The sequence below is a fragment of the Holdemania sp. genome (assembly GCF_986127675.1).
The window spans coordinates 1-19,016 of sequence record NZ_CFQZWI010000056.1; the positions used below are offsets into that span (position 1 = coordinate 1).

At 51.4% G+C, this 19,016-nt stretch carries 18 protein-coding genes and 3 tRNA genes; 9 read left to right on the top strand and 12 right to left on the bottom strand.

From position 1 onward, the window contains the following. The 3 genes from AC5OW4_RS09430 to AC5OW4_RS09440 form a co-directional block, all read right to left on the bottom strand. On the bottom strand, positions 1-383 hold a 383-nt coding region (locus tag AC5OW4_RS09430; RefSeq protein ID WP_493676904.1), incomplete at its 3' end, for an SEC-C domain-containing protein. Between the two features lie 14 nt (positions 384-397). Beyond that, positions 398-1,057 (bottom strand): HD domain-containing protein, encoded by a 660-nt coding sequence (locus tag AC5OW4_RS09435; RefSeq protein WP_006061366.1) that lies wholly within the window; start codon positions 1,055-1,057, stop codon positions 398-400. Between the two features lie 57 nt (positions 1,058-1,114). Next, on the bottom strand, positions 1,115-2,431 hold the full coding sequence (locus tag AC5OW4_RS09440) for a M18 family aminopeptidase (RefSeq protein ID WP_195396064.1): 1,317 nt from the start codon (positions 2,429-2,431) through the stop codon (positions 1,115-1,117). Positions 2,432-2,642: 211 nt separating this feature from the next. Between AC5OW4_RS09440 and AC5OW4_RS09445 the strand changes: the two genes are divergently transcribed. Continuing rightward, a complete protein-coding gene (locus AC5OW4_RS09445) occupies positions 2,643-3,737 on the top strand; it encodes a 2-oxoacid:acceptor oxidoreductase family protein (RefSeq protein ID WP_195396063.1) in 1,095 nt (364 codons plus the stop codon). Beyond that, the gene (locus tag AC5OW4_RS09450) at positions 3,734-5,956 is read left to right on the top strand and encodes a thiamine pyrophosphate-dependent enzyme (RefSeq protein ID WP_493676905.1); all 2,223 of its coding nucleotides are present in this window, start codon (positions 3,734-3,736) and stop codon (positions 5,954-5,956) included. Before AC5OW4_RS09445 ends, AC5OW4_RS09450 begins: the two co-directional genes overlap by 4 nt. A gap of 219 nt (positions 5,957-6,175) precedes the next feature. Here the strand turns inward: AC5OW4_RS09450 and AC5OW4_RS09455 are convergent, their stop codons facing one another. Both AC5OW4_RS09455 and AC5OW4_RS09460 read right to left on the bottom strand, forming a co-directional pair. Beyond that, positions 6,176-6,691 (bottom strand): dCTP deaminase/dUTPase family protein, encoded by a 516-nt coding sequence (locus AC5OW4_RS09455; protein WP_072684772.1) that lies wholly within the window; start codon positions 6,689-6,691, stop codon positions 6,176-6,178. A gap of 217 nt (positions 6,692-6,908) precedes the next feature. Beyond that, the gene (locus tag AC5OW4_RS09460; protein ID WP_072684771.1) at positions 6,909-7,784 is read right to left on the bottom strand and encodes an RNA-guided endonuclease InsQ/TnpB family protein; all 876 of its coding nucleotides are present in this window, start codon (positions 7,782-7,784) and stop codon (positions 6,909-6,911) included. A 445-nt stretch (positions 7,785-8,229) separates the two neighbouring features. Between AC5OW4_RS09460 and AC5OW4_RS09465 the strand changes: the two genes are divergently transcribed. From AC5OW4_RS09465 to AC5OW4_RS09475, 3 genes are all read left to right on the top strand, one after another. Then, a tRNA-Ser gene (locus AC5OW4_RS09465) sits at positions 8,230-8,320 on the top strand. Between the two features lie 32 nt (positions 8,321-8,352). Further along, positions 8,353-8,428, top strand: a tRNA-Asp gene (locus tag AC5OW4_RS09470). A gap of 5 nt (positions 8,429-8,433) precedes the next feature. Continuing rightward, positions 8,434-8,507: transfer RNA gene (locus AC5OW4_RS09475), tRNA-Gly, on the top strand. A 500-nt stretch (positions 8,508-9,007) separates the two neighbouring features. Here AC5OW4_RS09475 and AC5OW4_RS09480 read toward each other — a convergent pair. Both AC5OW4_RS09480 and AC5OW4_RS09485 read right to left on the bottom strand, forming a co-directional pair. Then, positions 9,008-9,349 (bottom strand): type II toxin-antitoxin system PemK/MazF family toxin, encoded by a 342-nt coding sequence (locus tag AC5OW4_RS09480; protein ID WP_072684770.1) that lies wholly within the window; start codon positions 9,347-9,349, stop codon positions 9,008-9,010. A 2-nt stretch (positions 9,350-9,351) separates the two neighbouring features. After that, positions 9,352-10,338: a LolA family protein gene (locus tag AC5OW4_RS09485; RefSeq protein WP_072684769.1), complete on the bottom strand. Its 987-nt coding sequence runs from the start codon at positions 10,336-10,338 to the stop codon at positions 9,352-9,354. 98 nt (positions 10,339-10,436) lie between these two features. Here AC5OW4_RS09485 and AC5OW4_RS09490 point away from each other — a divergent pair, with 98 nt between their 5' ends. Beyond that, positions 10,437-10,631: a hypothetical protein gene (locus AC5OW4_RS09490; protein ID WP_493676906.1), complete on the top strand. Its 195-nt coding sequence runs from the start codon at positions 10,437-10,439 to the stop codon at positions 10,629-10,631. A gap of 198 nt (positions 10,632-10,829) precedes the next feature. Here the strand turns inward: AC5OW4_RS09490 and AC5OW4_RS09495 are convergent, their stop codons facing one another. The 4 genes from AC5OW4_RS09495 to deoD all read right to left on the bottom strand — a co-directional run bounded on the left by AC5OW4_RS09495 (position 10,830) and on the right by deoD (position 13,519). Continuing rightward, the gene (locus AC5OW4_RS09495; protein ID WP_072684767.1) at positions 10,830-11,021 is read right to left on the bottom strand and encodes a hypothetical protein; all 192 of its coding nucleotides are present in this window, start codon (positions 11,019-11,021) and stop codon (positions 10,830-10,832) included. Positions 11,022-11,093: 72 nt separating this feature from the next. Next, a complete protein-coding gene (locus tag AC5OW4_RS09500) occupies positions 11,094-11,942 on the bottom strand; it encodes a hypothetical protein (RefSeq protein WP_072684766.1) in 849 nt (282 codons plus the stop codon). Beyond that, positions 11,921-12,667, bottom strand: a complete 747-nt coding sequence (locus tag AC5OW4_RS09505) for an amino acid kinase family protein (protein WP_072684765.1) — start codon at positions 12,665-12,667, stop codon at positions 11,921-11,923. The genes AC5OW4_RS09500 and AC5OW4_RS09505 overlap by 22 nt, the downstream gene beginning before the upstream one ends. A gap of 141 nt (positions 12,668-12,808) precedes the next feature. Then, the gene (gene deoD / locus AC5OW4_RS09510) at positions 12,809-13,519 is read right to left on the bottom strand and encodes a purine-nucleoside phosphorylase (protein ID WP_072684764.1); all 711 of its coding nucleotides are present in this window, start codon (positions 13,517-13,519) and stop codon (positions 12,809-12,811) included. 160 nt (positions 13,520-13,679) lie between these two features. Here deoD and AC5OW4_RS09515 point away from each other — a divergent pair, with 160 nt between their 5' ends. Together AC5OW4_RS09515 and AC5OW4_RS09520 are read left to right on the top strand one after the other, a co-directional pair. Further along, positions 13,680-14,330 carry a DsbA family oxidoreductase gene (locus tag AC5OW4_RS09515; RefSeq protein ID WP_493676907.1) on the top strand — a complete coding sequence of 217 codons (651 nt, stop codon included), beginning with the start codon at positions 13,680-13,682 and terminating at the stop codon, positions 14,328-14,330. A 282-nt stretch (positions 14,331-14,612) separates the two neighbouring features. Next, positions 14,613-15,545 carry a ComEC/Rec2 family competence protein gene (locus AC5OW4_RS09520; protein ID WP_493676908.1) on the top strand — a complete coding sequence of 311 codons (933 nt, stop codon included), beginning with the start codon at positions 14,613-14,615 and terminating at the stop codon, positions 15,543-15,545. Positions 15,546-15,833: 288 nt separating this feature from the next. Here the strand turns inward: AC5OW4_RS09520 and AC5OW4_RS09525 are convergent, their stop codons facing one another. Next, positions 15,834-17,069 carry a D-alanine--D-alanine ligase family protein gene (locus AC5OW4_RS09525; protein WP_072684761.1) on the bottom strand — a complete coding sequence of 412 codons (1,236 nt, stop codon included), beginning with the start codon at positions 17,067-17,069 and terminating at the stop codon, positions 15,834-15,836. Between the two features lie 182 nt (positions 17,070-17,251). Between AC5OW4_RS09525 and AC5OW4_RS09530 the strand changes: the two genes are divergently transcribed. Next, positions 17,252-18,517, top strand: a complete 1,266-nt coding sequence (locus tag AC5OW4_RS09530) for an AI-2E family transporter (protein WP_493676909.1) — start codon at positions 17,252-17,254, stop codon at positions 18,515-18,517. Positions 18,518-19,016: the final 499 nt, after the last annotated feature.

Genomic DNA, 19,016 nt, shown 5'->3' on the forward strand with positions numbered 1-19,016 from the left:
TTCCGATCTTGGCTGGGAATTCCATGGCAGACCTCGTTGTTGACGGAGGTGCAGACGCTTTTCGGATAGCCCTCGTAGTTCAGCGGAGCGCAGATTGCCCCGCGCGCGGTCGTCGTCTCATAGACGATCTTGTCGATCTCCTCCGTGCTCATTCCTTCATGAATCGCCGCCGCAACGGCATCCAGCACCGCGGTATTGATCTCGGCACTGGCTTGGATCCCGGCGATTTCTGCCGGAGTGCGAATCAGGCTGTGCGGGGGAACGATGTGGCCGCGTTTTTTATAATACGCAATTTTCTGATCAAACGCCTGATGGCATTCGCCATACGGACGGCCGCTGCCGCACCAGCATGGATCCTGGGGTTTAAGATGAATTCGCTTCATATTTCGCCTTCTCTCTATAAGATGATCTGATCGTTAATCACCAATGAAAACGTCAGACCGAGTTTTTCCGCCGCTTTGCGGCACAGCAGCATGCGCTGCATAAAAATTTCAAAATAATCCATGACCGCGGAAATCTGCGTATCAATTTTCAAGTCCAGAATGATCTTCTGATGATCGGCAGTAATTTCCGTCCGCGATTGATGAACCGCATAGTTGACCCGATCGTGAATGTCAAACGTCGCGAAGTCGCGGTTGCGCACACGCGAGCGCCGGACGTCGGTTTTATCCGCCAGGATCAGCGCCGCCGCAATCGGGTTGACCGGATAAGCCGTGCTTTCGTCATGATTGCCGATCGCGCTGATGATCGTCGAGATTTCCTCCGCCTCCGCGCCCAGCTTGTCCAGAATGCGGAAGGCCATGACCGCACCGCTCTGCGCATGATCGACCCGGTTGATCACATTGCCGATATCGTGCAGCCATCCGGCGATTTCCGCCAGCTCTGCTTCCCGCGGACTGTAGCCGAGCGTTAATAAAATTTCCCGGGCTTCCTTGGCAACCTTGCCGACATGCGCGAAGCTGTGCTCTGTGTACCCCAGTGCCGCCAACGCTTCGTCCGCCTTCTGGATATAAGTTCTGACCTGGGGATTGTTTCTGACTTGTTCAACGGTAATCATCGGCCTCGCTCCTTCCCGCGGTTTCCGCTGTTTTTACTATGGACCGGCAGCCGCGTTTTAATCCGCCTGCTGAATCAGCACGCCTTCCTCCGGCATACAGCGGTGCGTGCTGTAAAACTGCCTGATCGCCCGGATCATCGCCGCGCTGTCTTCGATCCCGGCCGTTTCGTTGCACGAATGCATGGCCAGCTGCGGTAATCCGATATCGACTGAAGCAATGCTGACCTGTGAAGTGCTGATGCTGCCGAGCGTGCCGCCGCCCTTCAAATCTGAGCGGTTGGTGAAATACTGCGTTTTGACGCCAGCCTGACGGCACAGCTCGACAAACAACGCGGAGCTGATCGCATCGGAGGTATAGCTCTGGTTGGCGTTGTATTTGATCACGATGCCCTGGTTCAAATAGACGCGGTTGGTCGGATCGGATTTCTCCGGCACATTGGGATGAACGGCGTGAGCATTATCGGCGGAAATCATCAGCGACGAGGCCAATGCCCGCTGCAGCTCCTCTTCTTTCAGCTGCACCGCGGACAAAATCCGCCGCAGCGTGTCGATCAAAAAGGCCGAGGCCGCGCCCTGACGCGTGCGGCTGCCAACTTCCTCGTTATCGAAGCAGCAGTACACGTTCAGCGACCGGCGGCTGTGTCCCTGCAGAAATCCCTGCAGCGTCGTATAGGCGCATTGCAGATCATCGAGATGCGGACTCGAAATAAACTCGTGATGCCGGCCCCAGACATAGCCTTTCTGCAGACAAGTTAAGTACAGATCAAAGCTGAGCACATCCGCCTGAGCGATCCCCAGTTCTTCCGCCAGCAGCGCTTTCATGTCAAACGGCTCGCTGCCCAGGCCGATCAGCGGAAGCATATCCTTCTGAGCGTTGTAGCTGGCGTTGGTATTGGCTTCCCGGTTCATGTGGATCGCTAAGGAAGGAATCGTCAGCAACGGCCGTTCTATGTTCAGATACCGGCTGATAATCTGTTCACCCTCGCGCACGATTACCCGGCCTGCCAACCCCAGCGGACGGTCCATCCAGGTGCTGCAAAGCATGCCGCCGTAGCCCTCCGTGTTCAGCTTGAGATATCCGTTTTCACAAATAACGGCATTCGGCTTTAGCTTAAAGGTCGGAGCATCGCTGTGGGAAGCGACGATATTGAAGCTCAGCTGGTCCAGCGTTTCCGGCATCTGCCATGCCAACAGACTCGAATGATTGCGGATCGTAAAATAACGGCCGCCCGGCGTCAGCGTCCAGGCTGCGCTCTCCACTTGTTCTTCATACCCGGCTTCTGCTAACCGCGCTTTCAGCTGCTCCACCGCCTGAAAGCTGGTTGGACTGGCCGCGATAAAATCAAGCATGTCTTGAATTTCTGTGTATTCCATTTTCTTCACCTCGTTCGATTTTTCGGAAATTCCCGAAATTTTCATTCCTAAAACTTAGCCGCAGAAAACTGCGTCATCTCAATTATACTCATTTTCCCCGTCAGCGACACATAAAAAACATCAATTCCCGGCGGATTTGACTGTTAAAACAACGCAAAACGGACAGAATGACTAGCAGAATCATGAAGAACGAATTCAAGGAGGAAACGACATGACCATCCAAACCACTCTGCCCCGGGTCAACGAGCTGGGGTATTATGAAATGCGGCTGGAAAGCATCGGCGGCCTGGGCGCAAATCTGTGCGGCAAGCTGCTGGGCGAGCTGGGCGCGGTGCAGCTGGGCTTAAACGCCGCCAGCTTTTCCAGCTACGGCTCGGAGAAACGCGGCTCGCCCGTCAAGGCCTTTATCCGTTACAGCGCTCCGACACAGGAGATCCGCATCAATTCACCGGTCCGCCATCCCGACTGCCTGGCATTGTTCCACGAAGCGATGGCCGGCAAGCTGCCGGTGAACGCCGGCGTGCAGCGGCATTGTCAGGTTGTCGTCAACACCGCGCTCGAGGGCGAGGCCATCCGTGAGCGGATGCAGCTGGCCGCCCGGGATATCTACTGCGTTGACGCCCTCGCGCTGGCCTTGCAGTCCAAATCCCGCGTGAACATGGTCATGCTCGGCGCGATTGCGAAGGTCAGCGGCTTTATTCCATTAGACGCTGTAAAGCAGGCCGTGATCGCCACGCTGGGCACAAAAGCGCCGGATCTTTTAGGCGCCAACTTGGAAGGCGTGCAGCGCGGCTACGATGAAGTCCGGGCCTATCATTTCGACGACGACCGCTATCCCGAGATTCCCTTTGACAACGAAAGCGGCGGCTGGGGCTGGAAAACCGCGCCGATCGGCGGCGTTAACCCGATTCCCGGCAGTTCCGTACGCAACGACCTGTCCGCCAGCCGCGAAGGCTATCTGCCTCTGTTTGAGCCGGAAAAGTGCATTCACTGCGGTCTGTGCGATTCTACCTGCCCGGATATGGTGTTTCAGTTCTTCCCCGGCGAGCTGAAAGGCCGGAAAACGATGCTTAACCGCGGTCTGGACTATCGGTTCTGCAAAGGCTGCCTGCGCTGCGTCGACATCTGCCCGACCCACGCGCTGACCCGCGGTGAGGAAAAAGAACATACGCAGCCGGATTATTTTACCCCGGTGCGCGATCTGTTAACGCCAGACCTGCGGCAGACGCAGACCGGTGCCAACAGCTGGGTTACCAGTGAATCGCCGAATGAAGAAATACTGGAAAAAGGAGGAACCGCGCGATGAAAAAACAGATCAGTCTGTACGAAAGCGGCAACGAGCTGGCCGCGATGGCCGCCAAACAGATCAACTATCATGTGATGGGCTATTATCCGATCACCCCGTCGACGCAGATCGCCGAAAACCTCGATCTCATGAAAGCCCAGGGACTGCATGATATTTCCCTGATCGCGGCTGAAGGCGAGCACAGCGCCGCCGGCATTTGTTACGGCGCCAGCACCGGCGGCGGGCGTGTGTTCAACGCCACCAGCGCCAACGGTCTGCTTTATGCGCTGGAGCAGCTGCCAGTTCAGTCAGGCACCCGGTTTCCGATGGTCATGAACGTCGCCTGCCGCACGGTGTCCGGACCGCTGTCGATCAAGGGCGACCACAGCGATATCATGATGATGCTGAACTGCGGCTGGATTATTCTGTTCGCCAACAGCGTGCAAATGGTCTACGATTACAACCTGATCGGACTGAAGCTGGCTGAAGCCGTCAATCTGCCGGTCGCGGTCGCTTTCGACGGTTTCTTCACCAGTCATCAGAAACGCCGCTGCATGATTTTCGCGGACGATCAGGACGTTCAGGATTACGTCGGCCCAGTCAGAAAACGCACCGATATCTTGGACACAGAACATCCGGTGACAATCGGATCTTATATGAATGAGCCGGATCTGATCAATAACAAATATCAGCTGCACGAAGCGATGGAACAGGCGCTGAATGAAATCGAACCGTTGTTTGAGGAATTTGAGGAACTGAGCGGACGGCCGCAGCATCTGGTCGAAACCTATCGGGCCGAGGACGCCGCCGTCGTGATTTTCGCGCTCGGCTCAACGTTCCACACCTTAAAAGAAGCCGTCGATCAACTGCGCAAAGAGGGCATCGAAGCGGGAGCGGCGACCCTCACGATGATCCGGCCATTTCCCAAAGCAAAGCTGATCGAGAAGATCGCGCACGCTCAGACGTTAATCACCCTGGACCGGCAGGACAGCTATGGGGCGCAGGGCGGCAATATGTCGCTGGAAATCCGGGCGGCGCTGCAGGAGGCAAAGCTGGATTGCGAGGTTTATACGCGGATCTACGGTTTGGGCGGCAAGGATTTTTACTATGAAGAAGCGGTAAAGTTGGTCAAGGAATGCGTTGGACAGGATTTGCCGAAGTTCGATTATCTGCAGATCAGCGAAGGTCAGGCGGTTCAGGAGCCCGAGTATTTTAAACCGTTGTCCGCCGGCGACACCGAGCTGGGATTCACCCGCTGTGTGCTCAATGAACAAGGCCGGCCGCAGGTGCAGGGCGGACAGATCGCGGCGACGACCGCGATGCCGAAACGGCTGGCGCCCGGTCATGGAGCGTGTCCGGGATGCGGCATTCCCGTCAATGTGAACCTGTTGCTGCGAGGTATCGAAGGCCTGGTCGTTTTGTTGTTTCAGACCGGCTGCGGCATGGTCGTCACGACCTCCTATCCGAAGACTTCCTTTAAAGTTCCTTATTTGCATAATTTATTCCAAAACGGCGCGGCGACAGTCGCCGGACTGGCTGAAATGTTTCATCAACGTCAGAAGCGCGGAGAATTACCGAAAGGAGAGATCACCTTCATCATGATCAGCGGCGACGGCGGTATGGACATCGGTCTGGGTTCCGCCATCGGCGCGGCTCTGCGCAACGATGCGTTTATTTTAATGGAATATGACAACGGAGGATACATGAACACCGGCTACCAGCTCTCCTACTCGACACCGATGGGAGCACGGAGTTCTACTTCGCATATCGGCAAGACGCAGTATGGAAAAACGTTCGTCAATAAAGATACACCGCAGATCATGGCGGCCGCGGGCGCGCAGTATGTGGCTACCGTTGCCGAATCGCAGCCGGTGGATTTCTTGAAAAAGGCGGCTAAAGCACAGTATTACGCGAAGAATAAAGGCTTTGTGTATTTAAAAGCACTGTCTGCCTGTCCGCTGAACTGGGCGGATGTGCCGAGCCAGGAACGCAAGGTGATCCAGGCCGCGGTGGACTGTGGTTATTTCCCGCTGTACGAAATTGAGGAAGGTGTCACGACGATCAATTACAATCCGGAGAAAACGGGAAAACAGATTCCGGCGCTCGACTGGCTGAAAATGATGGGCCGCACGCGGCATCTGGGAAAGCCGGAGTACGCCGAGGTTGTCGATCACATCCAGAAGGAAATTGACAAGCGATGGATCCGGCTGAAGGCACGGGCGGAAAGTGAAGTGTTGTAGAAGCAAACGTTGATTTTAACTAAGGACAATGGATGTTAATCCGCGGAACGAACGCTTGATATTCGTTCAGAAAAATCAGATCGCAGGATAACCCGGCGTGCCCGTTTTTAATAAAGTTTTTAAACATCAGAAAAACGCAGAATTGCCCTGCCCCACTGTTACAAAGGGGAGAGAAAACCTGCGTTTTTTCTTTATGATTTTGATTCTATGCTATTCAATTTATTTCTGGGTCGTGCTGCCGAAGCCGCCGTTGCGCAGCTGATCCGCGTCATCGTCGACCGTAATGCCGTATTCAACAAAAATTCCCTGCATGAAGCCCTCCCCCTGCGCCAGAGAAAGCGTCTTTCCTTCACGGGAGTCGTTGATCAGCTTGCAGAAAATATGGCCTTCGTTATCGGAACCATAATAATCCGAGTCGATAATGCCGACGGTATTGTTGAACTGCAGCCGGTACTTAAATCCCAGGCCGCTGCGCGGATAGCATTTCAGCACCCAGCCGGCTGCGATTTGGACGCGGATGCCGGTTGGAATTTTAAGCGACTCGCCGGGGTTGAGACTGAAGCTTTGCGGCGCAAAGAAGTCATAGCCGGCGGAACCGAGGGTCGCCCGCTTCGGCAGTTGAATCTGATCATAAATCTGGGCCGCTTCCGCCGCCGTTGAGCCAGGAAATGTATCAAGCCAGTCCTGAATGAATTGTGTTTCACTTACTTTTTGAAATTTCGCGATTTTCTGCATGGAATTTGTTCCTTTCCTTTGGGATTCGATTCTGTTTCAAAGATCGCCTTCATTGTAAAGAAAAGGATCGGCTTTTGTCAACAGCGGCACAGACCGATCCTTATGCACTTTGAGATCCCCTTATCTCAAAGATTATTTTTGGGTTCAAACCTCACAGCGTGATTGAGATAAGGGCACGCAAAGACCCGTCCTGGCACAGAACGTATAGTTTACCAGGCTATCCGGCCACAGGACCGGATTCAGGCGCATGAACAATATTCATCGCGCCGACAAGATCCCGATGACAGCGAAAACCGCAGACACAGTGATAAAAACGTTTGTCAGGGGTGTTGAGTCTGCCGCATTGCGGACATCGTTTTGATGTATTGCGGGGGTTAACGAAAACTACGCGAAGTCCCTCGCGCCGGGCTTTGTAACGAAGGTTGTCGATCAGCCGATAGTAGGACCATTGATTTAAATCCCGCTTATCCCGGGAATGCTTGACTTCGCGTTTTCCAATTCCATGAAGTTGTTCCACGCAAAGGACGCCGACATTCTGTTCCAGCGCAAACTGAATCAACTGCGAGCTGAGAATATGACATTGCGTAATCTCCCAGCGATAAAGTCCATGATTTAATTCTTTGATTCGCTTGTAGTCTTCTTTTTTCTGCAGCTCCGTAAGCTTGGCATAAAACGCATTGCGGCGGAAGCGGGCCTCACGGCCATTACCGAAGAAACGAATTTTGCCATCGTCGGTATACGCGACCGCCGGAACTTTAATTCCCAGATCGATTCCCATTCGTTTTGTCGATAGGCTCCGTGGTTTTTCCGGAACCTTCACATTAAATTCGGCGGCCCATCCTTGTTTGCAGGGATGGATGGTCAGCTTCCCGAGTTCCATTTTCAGATAGCGCTGCTGATAGGGTTCGGCCATGATCGGCAGTTTCAGCGTGTCGCCGATGCCAAAACGGCCGCCGACTTGAATTTCGAGTTCGTTGTTCGTAATTCGGAAGTTAGGTTGATGCCAGCAGCATTGCGGAGCTTTTAGTTTAAGCTTCGGATTGTTAAACTTCTGAACATGTTTAAAAATGTCCTTCGCATCCTGAACGACCATAGCCCGGCTCCAAAACGGGATGAAGGTACAGAAATCACCGTATGAGACGTAAACCGGGTGTTTGTTCTGGATGTAGAGCTGAAGTAAGTTGTTTACTTCATTTTGGTAGGCTTTCACCATGAATGTGAGTATCCGCGACGTGTTTTCATCCGTTTTTAATAAAATGCGGCTGGTAAGATATAGGATATCCCCTCCTTGAGTGATGATCCCTACACTTATAATATTGCGCGTTTTTTGAAAAAGTCCCCTAAAAAAGTCAAAAAACTTTTAAAATTTTTTCTAAGCCTTAGAATACAGGCATAATTTAAGGTCATCCTTATTTGGAATAAAAGCGTCCGATTTGGACAATCTCAATTTTTTTATTTTTTTCAAAAAAATTTTAAAAAAAGACTTGTCAAATGTACTTCTTCATGGTAGTATATAAAAGCGCTGTGAGTTACCAAGTGAAGAAGTACTCAAGAGGCTGAAGAGGTGCCCCTGCTAAGGGCATAGGTCGCGAAAGCGGCGCGCGGGTTCAAATCCCGCCTTCTTCGCCACATTACAGTGCGCGCGCCGAAACAACGATATTGGTCTGGTGGTGTAGTGGTTAACATGCCTCCCTGTCACGGAGGAGATCGCGGGTTCAAGTCCCGTCCGGACCGCCATTATCGCAGGTGTAGTTCAATGGTAGAACGCAACCTTGCCATGGTTGACACGAGGGTTCGATTCCCTTCACCTGCTCCATTGCGATAACAATGACTTTGATTGAATGAATCAAGGTCATTTTTTTATGTCATCCGCACTCCGTTTCGCAATCCCCGTTTCAGAAGTCGCCGGGAATCTCCAGCCATTTCGTTCAGGCAAGCTTGTCCCTAACTCAATCACCCCTGCGATTTTTCCCGAATCCAGAACTTGAACCCGTGCTCACCTCCGCTTTCCCACCAGCCCATCCATTCCGACTTTCGCTCCCCATGCCGCCATTACCCGACCTCCGTCGGGCAGCCCCATCCTAACCGACTTCTGAACCGAATTTCCTTAACTTCATCAAGGAAAATGATAAATTTTCATAATCTGTCCATTTCATCAATCTAACTCAGCCTGGAACAGAAACCACTTTCCCTTCCCTTTCCAACGAAAAAGACTGACGGCTCAAGGTGTCATTTACCTTTACGCCGTCAGTTTTTAATAAATAGAAATTAGAACACCGCCCAAAATCAGTCATAGCTTTCAAGACAATACCTCGGTTATCCCCACTCCAACCCCAGGCTCACGCACAAGGCCTCGTCGATTGCCTGCAAGGTTTTTCGATCCAGGGTGCAAACCCACTGCCCCAATCGCTGTTTATCAATCGTCCGGATCTGTTCCAGCAGGACGATCGACGCCTTCTCCAAAGAATCCGCCGGCAGAATCACATGCGTGGGAATCGGCGGTTTTGTCAGCCGGCTGGAAATCGGCGCCACGATCAATGTCGGCGAAAACCGATTCCCTTTATCATTCTGGATGACCACGACCGGCCGCAATCCCCCCTGTTCACTTCCGACGCTCCCCGCCAGGTCAGCATAATACACATCCCCTCGGCGCACCATCATTATTTCATGACCGATACTTGCATGCTTTCTACAACCTGCATCATCTCCTGCGGCGTCAGATCATTGGAATATACGGAATACTCGACCTGACTGTTCGTGATCGTCAGCCGGTTTCCATCATAATAACCGACAAGTCCCAACCCTTCGATCAGATCACCGCTGACTTCCGTCACTGTCAGCTCCTGACTCGGCGCTCTTTCCGTCTGCACAACTGTGAAATCCCGCTCGCCGCTGAATTCCAGAATATGCTGCGGCTGCCCATTGACAGAAGAGACTGTGGAAGCGATTAATTTGGAATCAAAAACGGTCATCGGATACAACGGCAATTCAATCAGACCAGTATAGCCGCTCGTCGGTGTCTCAATCGAACTTTTCGGCGTCTCAAAATACCCCGCTTCAAAACCTTCATTATAGCTGACCGCTGTAAATTCCATGGTCAATGCCGGAGCGTTATTTGCGTCGTAGGCAATCAGATACAACGGTTTTGTATCCTTGTTAAACTTGATCTCCTGTCGGACAAGCTGCGCAGCGCTTGGATATTTCGCGTCCGCGCTGATCAGAATGCCGTCCTTTTCTTTTTTCGTCTGATGGTCGTTTTTCAGCACTTCCATCATCGTCTGCAATAAATACGGCTTCGGCGAGTTCATCGGCCATTCGCCTTGGAACTTAAACACCTGGTTGAGCGAAGGGGTGACAACGAAGACGCCTTCTTTATTCTTCAGAATGATCTGTTCCTGGTTCAGCGACTTATCAATCATGCTGACCTTGAAATACTCGTCTTCGCCCTCCTTCATCCATGAGGATGTAATCGCGTAGTTCTTGAATTCTTCGCCGCTGGAAATTTCCATATTTCCTTCCAGCTTGTAGCTGGTCAGCTTCTGCATGGTTTTGTCTGCCTTCTTTTCAAACGAGCTGGGCTTCAGCACAAGAAACAAGGCGACGGCCAACAAAAGGACCCCAACGATCACTGCGACTTTCTTCTTCATAATTCCACCTTTCCTTTTCAACACAAGGTATGCGCTTTTGTGTCGGTTCATGCATAAATCCATGCACGTCCGCTATCCTGTAATAGGAGGAACTGTTCATGAAGCGAATTCTTAATATCAGTCTTTTCCTGTCAATCCTCGCTTGTTTGCTTTATGGGATTGAAGGTATCTTTCAGCTGGATCTGATCGCCAGTCTGTCGCTTTACACCCCCGGCATCGCCGTGATTTTGAAAGTGATCTTCGCCGCCTGCGGGATGATCAATATCTTATGGTTTTCCGCCGATTCCGATTAAGTCTGTCTATCCTTGATTATAAAAACCATCCATGCACAATCCCGGAGTTCTCGGTTGCCGGATAGAATCTAAAACTTGAACTTCCGCTTTGTGAGAATTCATTTTTTTACGGCCAGATGAGCGGACTTCTGTGAAAAAAGCGGAGAAGCAGAGCTGCGATCTAACCAAAAGAAAAGAGCGTTTTCTGCGCTCTGCTTCTTATTGAACTGTGAATCCCGCTTCGCGGATTGCAGTCTTGGCGGCGTATACCAAATCGTTGGAACCTTCGATCACCACCGCGCCGCTCTGCAGCGCTACCTTATATTCAACCCGGGTATCGTCCAGCGCCGCACGAATGCGGGCAGCCTGATCCTCGGTTTTCAACTCCCGGACAAAAATGATCGTCTTCATTTCCTGGCCTCCTGTTCTGCGTGTTCATTATAGCGAGTTTCCTGACGCTTGCCAAGAAAAAGGATTCAAGTTTCAGGAATTCTTCAAAGTCAGCCCGGCCGCAGCAGCAATTTGACGGGCGATTGCCGCGATCTGGCACGCCTGCAGCGGATCGGAAATCAGCCGCAGACGCCACTGATTCTCATTCTGCCCCTTTTGGATCTGATCAATCAAAATCCGTGTTTCCTGGCTGGCAGTCTGCCTGTTATCCAGCGGTTTTTCCACCGGCAGCAGCAGCGAATGGTCCGGATGTTGTAAAAGAGCGCGGAATTGACCATCTTTCAGCGAACGGCTGAGCAAGAGATCCAGGCGTGCTTCGACATAGGGAGTTCCTTCCAGCAGGCGGGGATTTCGGACGTCGATGCCGATTCCTGGCAGCAGCGTTTTCAGCTGACTTTGCAGCATCTGCGCAGTCAGCCCCGAATTGATTTTCAAATTTTCTTCCTGACGCGTGGTCTGTACCCCGATGCGGCGAACAGCCTGACATTGCATCAAAGGCTGCAGCGCGGTGGCGATCATCCAGGCTTCCGGCGCCGGGAATCGGAACTGACAGGCAGGGCCGGTTTCCAACCCCAGCTGGCAAGGCAAACTGTCGATGGATTGCCCGCTGATCACCCCTGCTTTCAAACGGTGGCTGAGCTGACCTATTCCCTCGCCATCACGGCTGGGCGGCAGAATCACAATGAGTTCTGCGCGTTCCAGAAGCATTCGGGTCAGCGGCTGGGGACGAATTTGTCCGCCTGTCAAGCTTAAAGGCGACAGTCCTTTCTGACTGCTTGCCCAATTCAGGCTGCATGGACAGCCCAGGATTTCACATTCGCCGATCAGCCGGCGGACCTGCGCCGGTTTGTCAGTCACGATTAACGTTCGGAGTCTGCGCATGGTTGAATCCACGTTCCTTTCCCAATCTGCAGCGAGGAGCCTACCCACACCCGCAGCTGATGTTCGCGCGCAAATAAAATACTCTGCCGCTGCATCACCCGCGCGCCGGCGTCGATCATCCGCAGCATCTGATCATAATCAATCTCATCCCAATGACGGGCATCAGGATAAACTTTCGGATCACGATCGTAAATACCGCTCACATCCGTCAGAATATAGACGTCTTCCAGCCCCAGTGCCTGGGCCAGCAGCATCGCCGTATAATCGCTGCCGCCCCGGCCCAGCGTCGTAATCTCATGATCGAGCGTGATTCCCTGATAACCAGGGACGATCAAACAGTCGCAATGATCGAGTTTTTCAAGCAATTTTCCGGTTGTCACCGTTAGAACCTCGGCCTCGCCATAATGATCGTTGGTGATGATCCCCAGCTCCTGCGTGCTGAGGGTATCGCTGAGGACTCCATTCTGACGGCACAGGGAATTGATGACCAGCGTACTGATCATCTCGCCGGCTGAAACCAGCCGGTCGCGCTGCTGAGGGGTCAGATATTTGGCAAGGGACATCAGCGTATCCGTCGCATAGGGATCAGGATACCGGCCCATGGCGGAGACCACGGCAATCACTTTCATTTCCGGAATCAGGCGGCGGATCAGGCGGACAGCGCGATTGCGGGCAGCTTCCTCTTTTAACGATGTCCCCCCGAATTTGATAACACAGATTTCCATAATCCAGCCCCTTTCGTCTTCAACCTAGACTATGAGGGAGAGCGGAAGACAACCGGGAGCTTGCCCAAACTGAAGTCAGAAAAAAACCGGCGGCTGCCGGTTCTTTCTGCTTTGTGATAATTGGAAAAACGTGAGATGTGCTTATTCCGCCGCTTCCAGCGCGATCTCCATCATTTTGGTGAAGGATGTCTGGCGCTGTTCATGGGTTGTCACTTCCGAAGTGACAAAGGAATCGGAGACCGTGATCAGGCATGCAGCGTTTTTGCCTAAGACATGGGCGTTGTGGAACAGCGCGAAGCTTTCCATTTCTACAGCCAGGCAATGATGAACGTCTGTCAGCTCCTTGATGTAATCGTTGCCGCCTTCGCGGTAGAAGACGTCGCTGGAGTGAATGCAGCCGACATGCAGCGGCATGCCCAGTTTTTCTGCCGCGTCTTTAATCCGCTGGTTGAGCGTTTCCGACGGATAGGTTTTATCCTGATCATAACCGCTCTGGACTTTCGCATAGCTGGATTCGCTGTAGGCGCTGTCGGCCAGCACGACATCAAAGACTTTCAAATCCGGCGAATACGCGCCGGCTGAGCCGATTCGGATAATGTTTTCGACACCATACTGGCTGAACAGCTCATAGGAATAAATGCCGATGCTCGGCATCCCCATGCCACTGCCCATGACGGAAATCGTTTTACCCTTATAGGTTCCGGTGTAGCCGAACATATTGCGGACGGCGTTGAACTGGACAGGATTTTCCAGGAATGTTTCAGCGATGAATTTGGCGCGCAGGGGATCCCCCGGCATCAGGACGGTTTTGGCGATCTGCCCTTTTTCGGCACTGTTGTGCGGTGTTGACATAGTTGAGTTCCTCCTTATTTTCCAGATGTATTATAGCATGTTTAACGGCTGGAAGCGATGGATAAGCGGCCGGGATTGTGCAGGAAATTCCGCAGAAAAAGCACAAGCATTGACAACGGGGCACTGGCCGGCTATGATCGGTTCAGAAAGAAGGCCTGTTATGAAAATTTCGATTTTCTTTGATTTTGTCTGTCCATTTTGTTATGTCGGGCTTCATTCGCTATCCCGGGCGATCGAAGGTCTGGATGTTGAATTGGATTTCCACCCTTATGAGCTGCGGCGCTTTCCAACGCTGAAGGTCGATCCGATGCATGATGAAAAACGGCTGAAGCGGTTTGACGAAGTGTTGAAGCCGATGGCGCAGGCATTGGGAGTTGAAATGAATCTGCCCTGGATCAGTCCGCATCCCTACACGACCGATGCGTTTCAAGGGTTTTATTTTGCCAGACAGGCAGGCCGGGAGCTGGATTATGTGCGGCTGACGTTTGACGTTTTCTACCGGCAGCAGAAAGATATCGGCGATCCGGCGGTGCTGCGAATGATCATGGATGAACTGGGACTGGACGGCGCGGCGTTTGCGCAGGCTTTAACGAACGGGACCTTCCTTGCGGAGGTCGATCGGGATTGGGAAGCGAAGCCGGCGTTGAACCTCGAAGGCATCCCGGCCTATCAGATGAACGGCGAAAAGATCCAAGGCTATCACACCCCCAAGGAATGGCGGGCGATCATTCTGGATCAGGCAGAGAAAACCATGGCGGGTCTGGTCTGCACGCCAAAGGGCTGCAATCCGGCATCACAACCGTTAGAATGAGTTTCTACCTTGATCATCCGCTAAACTTTTTTAAGCCGCGGTGATGGGCGGCGATCAAGATTCTGACAGCTTTCACTGTCTGAGCAGGAAAGCTGTTTTTAACAGGATAAAAGCTGACATTTCGCTTTTCAAAAAAGACAAGACTTGTCGTCCGGTAAGTTTTTAGGCATAATAAAAACGAATTCTTTTTCGGTATTCAATTCAAAGATCTGTGCCGGTTCGCTCAAAGGAAAAAAGATTCCCGAAAGAAGCGGCAAAGCCGTCACAGAAGAAAGGAGAATTATGAGAAAAACAACGCGCAGACGTTCTGTCCGCCGATCGAAAAAAACGGCTAAAGTCACGCTGGGTTCGTTACTGGGCGCTTTGATCTTAGCGGGTCTGAGTTATTTCAGCCCCCAATGGCTGCCTGAATCTGATGCTTTAAGAAACAACGCGGCGGCGACGCCCGTTCACACGCAGGTGAATTCGGCGCTGACCGTTCATTTTATCGACGTCGGTCAGGCGGATGCGATTCTGATTCAGTCCGGCGCAGAAGCGATGATCATCGACGCCGGCAACAATGCCGACGCGAAACTGGTCACCGATTATCTGCAGCAGCAGGGAATCACTCATTTAAAATATGCGATCGGCACGCATGCCCATGAAGATCATGTAGGCTCGCTGGACGCCGTCCTGTATTCCTTCGACGTGGAAACGGTCATGCTTCCTCAGCGCACGCTGGATTCGAAAACGTACAAAGACGTCATTCAGGCGATCGAAACGACGCAGACGTCGTTGATCCATCCGCAGCCGGGCGATACCTTCACCTTGGGTGAAGATCAGTTTACGATCTTGGGACCGCTAAGCGAGGAGTATTCCGAAGTCAACAATTCCTCGATTGTCCTGCGTTATGTCCATGGACAAACTTCCATTCTGTTCACCGGCGACATGCAGGCGCAGTCTGAGAAGGATGTGCTGGCCAGCTATGCCAACGTCCAGGCCGATATCCTGAAAGCTCCCCATCATGGTTCAGAGACATCTTCTACTCAAGCATTCTTGGAAGCTGTCAATCCCCGAGATGTGATCCTCTCCGTCGGCTTGAACAACGATTATGGTCTGCCTTCGGAAGATGTGCTGAAACGCTATGAAAAGATGGGATTTTCCATTTACCGCACCGATCAGCTGGGAACGATTCTGATCGAAAGCGACGGCGTCAATTATACGATTCATAACTAATACCCTCTTGCCGTCACCGCAAGGTCAACGGATTTCCCTGTGAATCAGGGATGGCAGAAAAGTGATAAAAAGAAACCAGCTTGAACTCCTGCGCTTCCATGGAAGACGCCGGTTGATCAAACTGGTTTTTCTTATTTTTCAATTTGGCTGTTTCGTCTTGAATAACATTCATCGGGATTTCAGGCTGTTCCTTACTTCAACCCCTTCTTCAGAAACGGATCGAAGATGGCTTCTGCCAGACTTTTCTAAACTAAGGAAGGACCCGTCTAACTGACCGGGGTTCAAAGGTTATTTCGTTCCTTTGGTACCTTTCGTTCCGCCGTTGTTCTTGTTTGCGCTGTAACTGGCCAACAGATTGGTTTCATAGGAGAAAATCATTTTCTCCCGCCGACGCTGGCGGTCAATCGCCTGAGATACCAGCGTATCCATTAATTGAGTAAAGCTGACGCCGACCGGCTGCCACAGATAATAGGCCAGCGAGCCTGGAATTGTATTGATTTCATTGACGTATATCATCCCGTTATCGCCATCCATCATAAAATCAATCCGGCATACGCCGCTGGCGCTCAGCACCTTGAAGGTTTCAATCGCCAGATTCCGGATTTTTTCCGTCGTCGCTTCATCGACCGGCGCCGGCACGATCCGCGCCGCACTGGCCATTCCGCCATCGCCGCTCTTGGTCCCGCACTTAGCTCCGCCTTTGGAACCGCTTTTCGTTGCGCCCTGACCTAAATATTTATCTTTAAAACTCATGATTTCATCCTGCTTGCCGACTTCCTCCAGGACGCTGGCCTGACAATCAAAGCAGCTGCCCAGAACTGAACAGTTGATCTCCCGCAGGTTCTTTACCATCTGTTCGACAACGATCTTGTTATCATATTGCCGTGCGTCTTCGACCCCGGCGATAAATTCTTCGTCATTATGCGCGATCGTGATGCCGACCGAAGAACCCAGGCAAGCTGGCTTCATGACCACCGGATAGCCTAATTCATGCACCTGAGCTAAAACCGCTTCCTGCTTGTGCGCGAATTCATGGCCATACAGCCAGAACCAAGGGCAGACCGGCAACCCGCTGTTCTGCAGAATATGCTTCATCACAACTTTATCCTGACCGACAGCAGCGCCGATCACATCGCAGCCGGCATACGGAATTTTCAGCATTTCCAGATACCCCTGAATCGTTCCATCTTCGCCGTTGGTACCATGCATGATCGGAACGATGACGTCGACCGTGCCGATCGGTTTGGTAAACAGACCTTTTTTAATCGGTTCCACAACGACTTCCTTGCCTTTTTTCACCAGCACAACCGGCGTCGCTTTCTGAATCAGCTCATCGAGATTTTTATAATTTTCAACATCCAGCAGCGCAGGCGACGAATAGAAATCACGCTGCTTTGAAATATATAAGGGAATCACTTCATAACGTTCTTTATCCAGGGCTTCAATACCCTGCAGAGCTGAAATCACGCTGACTTCATGCTCGACAGATTCACCGCCGAAAACAACTCCAACACGAATTTTCATACTTCACTCTCCTAATCTGGCCTCTCCCTACTGTATGCCGGAGATAGCTTGTCATTTCCTTTATTTGCAGGAAATCCTCGTCTATTATAGCAGATTTTCGTCAGGTTGACCTTGTATTTTAAGCTTAATCATTATAATCTATAACTAACCAACCGATAACTGTTGAAGGAAAGGACAGGATTATGATTCCTAAAGATATCTTAAAAAAGATCAAGCCCTGGATGTGGCTGTCGACGTATATTGTTTTACTGCTTTTCGCTCTCGTTCATTTTCAGGATTTAATGGGTGTACTGGGGAAAGTAATGCATCTGTTAACCCCATTATTTTACGCGATCGGCATCGCCTTTGTGCTGAATCAGCCGATGAAGGCTATTGAAAAGGGATTGATCAGACTGATCCAGGCGCTGCCGCGAAGCAAAAAGAACCCACCGCAGAAAGAACCGAAGGTCCGCGGTATTTCGATCTTCCTGACGCTGCTTCTGGCGCTGGCTGTCTTGTTTGTCTTGTCGAGTATTATTTTCCCTCAGCTAATCACGTCGATCGTACAGCTGTTCAATAACTGTGTTGTCTATGCCGGCAATATTGTGGAAAACATCAACAATTTGTTAGCCAGTCTGCATCTGGAAAACATTGAATGGGATCTGGATACGACGAAGCTGCAGGCTGCGCTGGATCAGCTGGGCTTAAGCGCTGATAAAATTTTCCAGACCGCAACCAACTGGGTCGGCGGTACCGGCATGACGGTGATCAACAACATTTCCGCGATCACCGTCGGTGTAAGCAACTGGGTAATGGGCTTCATGTTAAGTCTGTATCTGCTTTCCAGCAAAGAGAAATTCATCCGTCAGCTGAAGAAATTGATCGGCGCCCTGCTTCCCTTATCGGCGGCAAACCGCGTCTTGGCATTGGGACGAAAAACGAACCAGACATTCTCCAGTTTCATTTCAGGGCAGCTGTTAGAAGCGTGTATTCTGGCGATGTTGTATTATGTTTCCATGACTTTGTTCAAGATGCCGTATGCCATGTTAATCAGCACGGTCATCGGCGTTACCAGTATCGTTCCGATGTTCGGAGCGATGTTGGGAATGGCGTTTGGTTGCGTTCTGATCTTCGCGATCAACCCGTGGATGTCCTTGTTTTTCATGGTTTATTTCCAGATCGTGCAGCAGTTTGAAAACAATTTGATTTATCCGCGGGTTGTGGGGAATTCCGTAGGTCTTCCGGGGATCTGGGTCTTGTTATCCATCGTAGTATTCGGTGGTCTGTTAGGGTTGTTCGGAATGTTGATCGCAGTTCCGGCAACGGCAGTTCTCTACACCTTGTTAGGTGAATTCGTCAATGGCCGGATGCGGAAAAAGGGACAGATTTTGGATGAATCCGGATTGCTCAGTATGGATTCAATTTCAAATCCTGAGCGGGAATCTTCATCTTCGAACGAGAATCAATAAGCTTAAGCGCAAGGTCTTCAAAGGTCTTGCGTTTTTTGTCCGCTTGGGTGCGAGCATGAAGTGAACATAAAAACCCAGGGAGGTTCGCACCTGTAAAAATGTGAATGTTAAGGAAAATGTTGCAAGTACACTCAAGAATGTTTATGATAAGAGGAAGATAGGAAACATGCGATCTTAATTCAGTTTCTTATCTGCGGTCATACCGCGCGAGCGGTATGTGGATTGAAATTACAGGTACTGTAACTGATTATAAAACAGCTTCAGTCATACTGCGCGAGCGGTATGTGGATTGAAATTCGATAGGCGTCAGATACCTCGCCGAGTCCCTCTTGTCATACCGCGCGAGCGGTATGTGGATTGAAATAACGATGGGTTGAAATGCCCTGTTCCCGTGTTCGAGTCATACCGCGCGAGCGGTATGTGGATTGAAATTACAGGTACTGTAACTGATTATAAAACAGCTTCAGTCATACTGCGCGAGCGGTATGTGGATTGAAAT

Excerpts from the sequence above, each read along its gene's own strand:
- AC5OW4_RS09485 (WP_072684769.1), bottom strand. The coding sequence starts at position 10,338 with ATGAAGAAGAAAGTCGCAGTGATCGTTGGGGTCCTTTTGTTGGCCGTC.
- deoD (WP_072684764.1), bottom strand. The coding sequence starts at position 13,519 with ATGTCAACACCGCACAACAGTGCCGAAAAAGGGCAGATCGCCAAAACC.
- AC5OW4_RS09500 (WP_072684766.1), bottom strand. The coding sequence starts at position 11,942 with ATGCGCAGACTCCGAACGTTAATCGTGACTGACAAACCGGCGCAGGTC.
- AC5OW4_RS09445 (WP_195396063.1), top strand. The coding sequence starts at position 2,643 with ATGACCATCCAAACCACTCTGCCCCGGGTCAACGAGCTGGGGTATTAT.
- AC5OW4_RS09530 (WP_493676909.1), top strand. The coding sequence starts at position 17,252 with ATGATTCCTAAAGATATCTTAAAAAAGATCAAGCCCTGGATGTGGCTG.
- AC5OW4_RS09450 (WP_493676905.1), top strand. The coding sequence starts at position 3,734 with ATGAAAAAACAGATCAGTCTGTACGAAAGCGGCAACGAGCTGGCCGCG.
- AC5OW4_RS09440 (WP_195396064.1), bottom strand. The coding sequence starts at position 2,431 with ATGGAATACACAGAAATTCAAGACATGCTTGATTTTATCGCGGCCAGT.
- AC5OW4_RS09455 (WP_072684772.1), bottom strand. The coding sequence starts at position 6,691 with ATGCAGAAAATCGCGAAATTTCAAAAAGTAAGTGAAACACAATTCATT.
- AC5OW4_RS09460 (WP_072684771.1), bottom strand. The coding sequence starts at position 7,784 with ATGGTCGTTCAGGATGCGAAGGACATTTTTAAACATGTTCAGAAGTTT.
- AC5OW4_RS09520 (WP_493676908.1), top strand. The coding sequence starts at position 14,613 with ATGAGAAAAACAACGCGCAGACGTTCTGTCCGCCGATCGAAAAAAACG.
- AC5OW4_RS09505 (WP_072684765.1), bottom strand. The coding sequence starts at position 12,667 with ATGGAAATCTGTGTTATCAAATTCGGGGGGACATCGTTAAAAGAGGAA.
- AC5OW4_RS09435 (WP_006061366.1), bottom strand. The coding sequence starts at position 1,057 with ATGATTACCGTTGAACAAGTCAGAAACAATCCCCAGGTCAGAACTTAT.
- AC5OW4_RS09525 (WP_072684761.1), bottom strand. The coding sequence starts at position 17,069 with ATGAAAATTCGTGTTGGAGTTGTTTTCGGCGGTGAATCTGTCGAGCAT.
- AC5OW4_RS09490 (WP_493676906.1), top strand. The coding sequence starts at position 10,437 with ATGAAGCGAATTCTTAATATCAGTCTTTTCCTGTCAATCCTCGCTTGT.
- AC5OW4_RS09495 (WP_072684767.1), bottom strand. The coding sequence starts at position 11,021 with ATGAAGACGATCATTTTTGTCCGGGAGTTGAAAACCGAGGATCAGGCT.
- AC5OW4_RS09515 (WP_493676907.1), top strand. The coding sequence starts at position 13,680 with ATGAAAATTTCGATTTTCTTTGATTTTGTCTGTCCATTTTGTTATGTC.
- AC5OW4_RS09480 (WP_072684770.1), bottom strand. The coding sequence starts at position 9,349 with ATGGTGCGCCGAGGGGATGTGTATTATGCTGACCTGGCGGGGAGCGTC.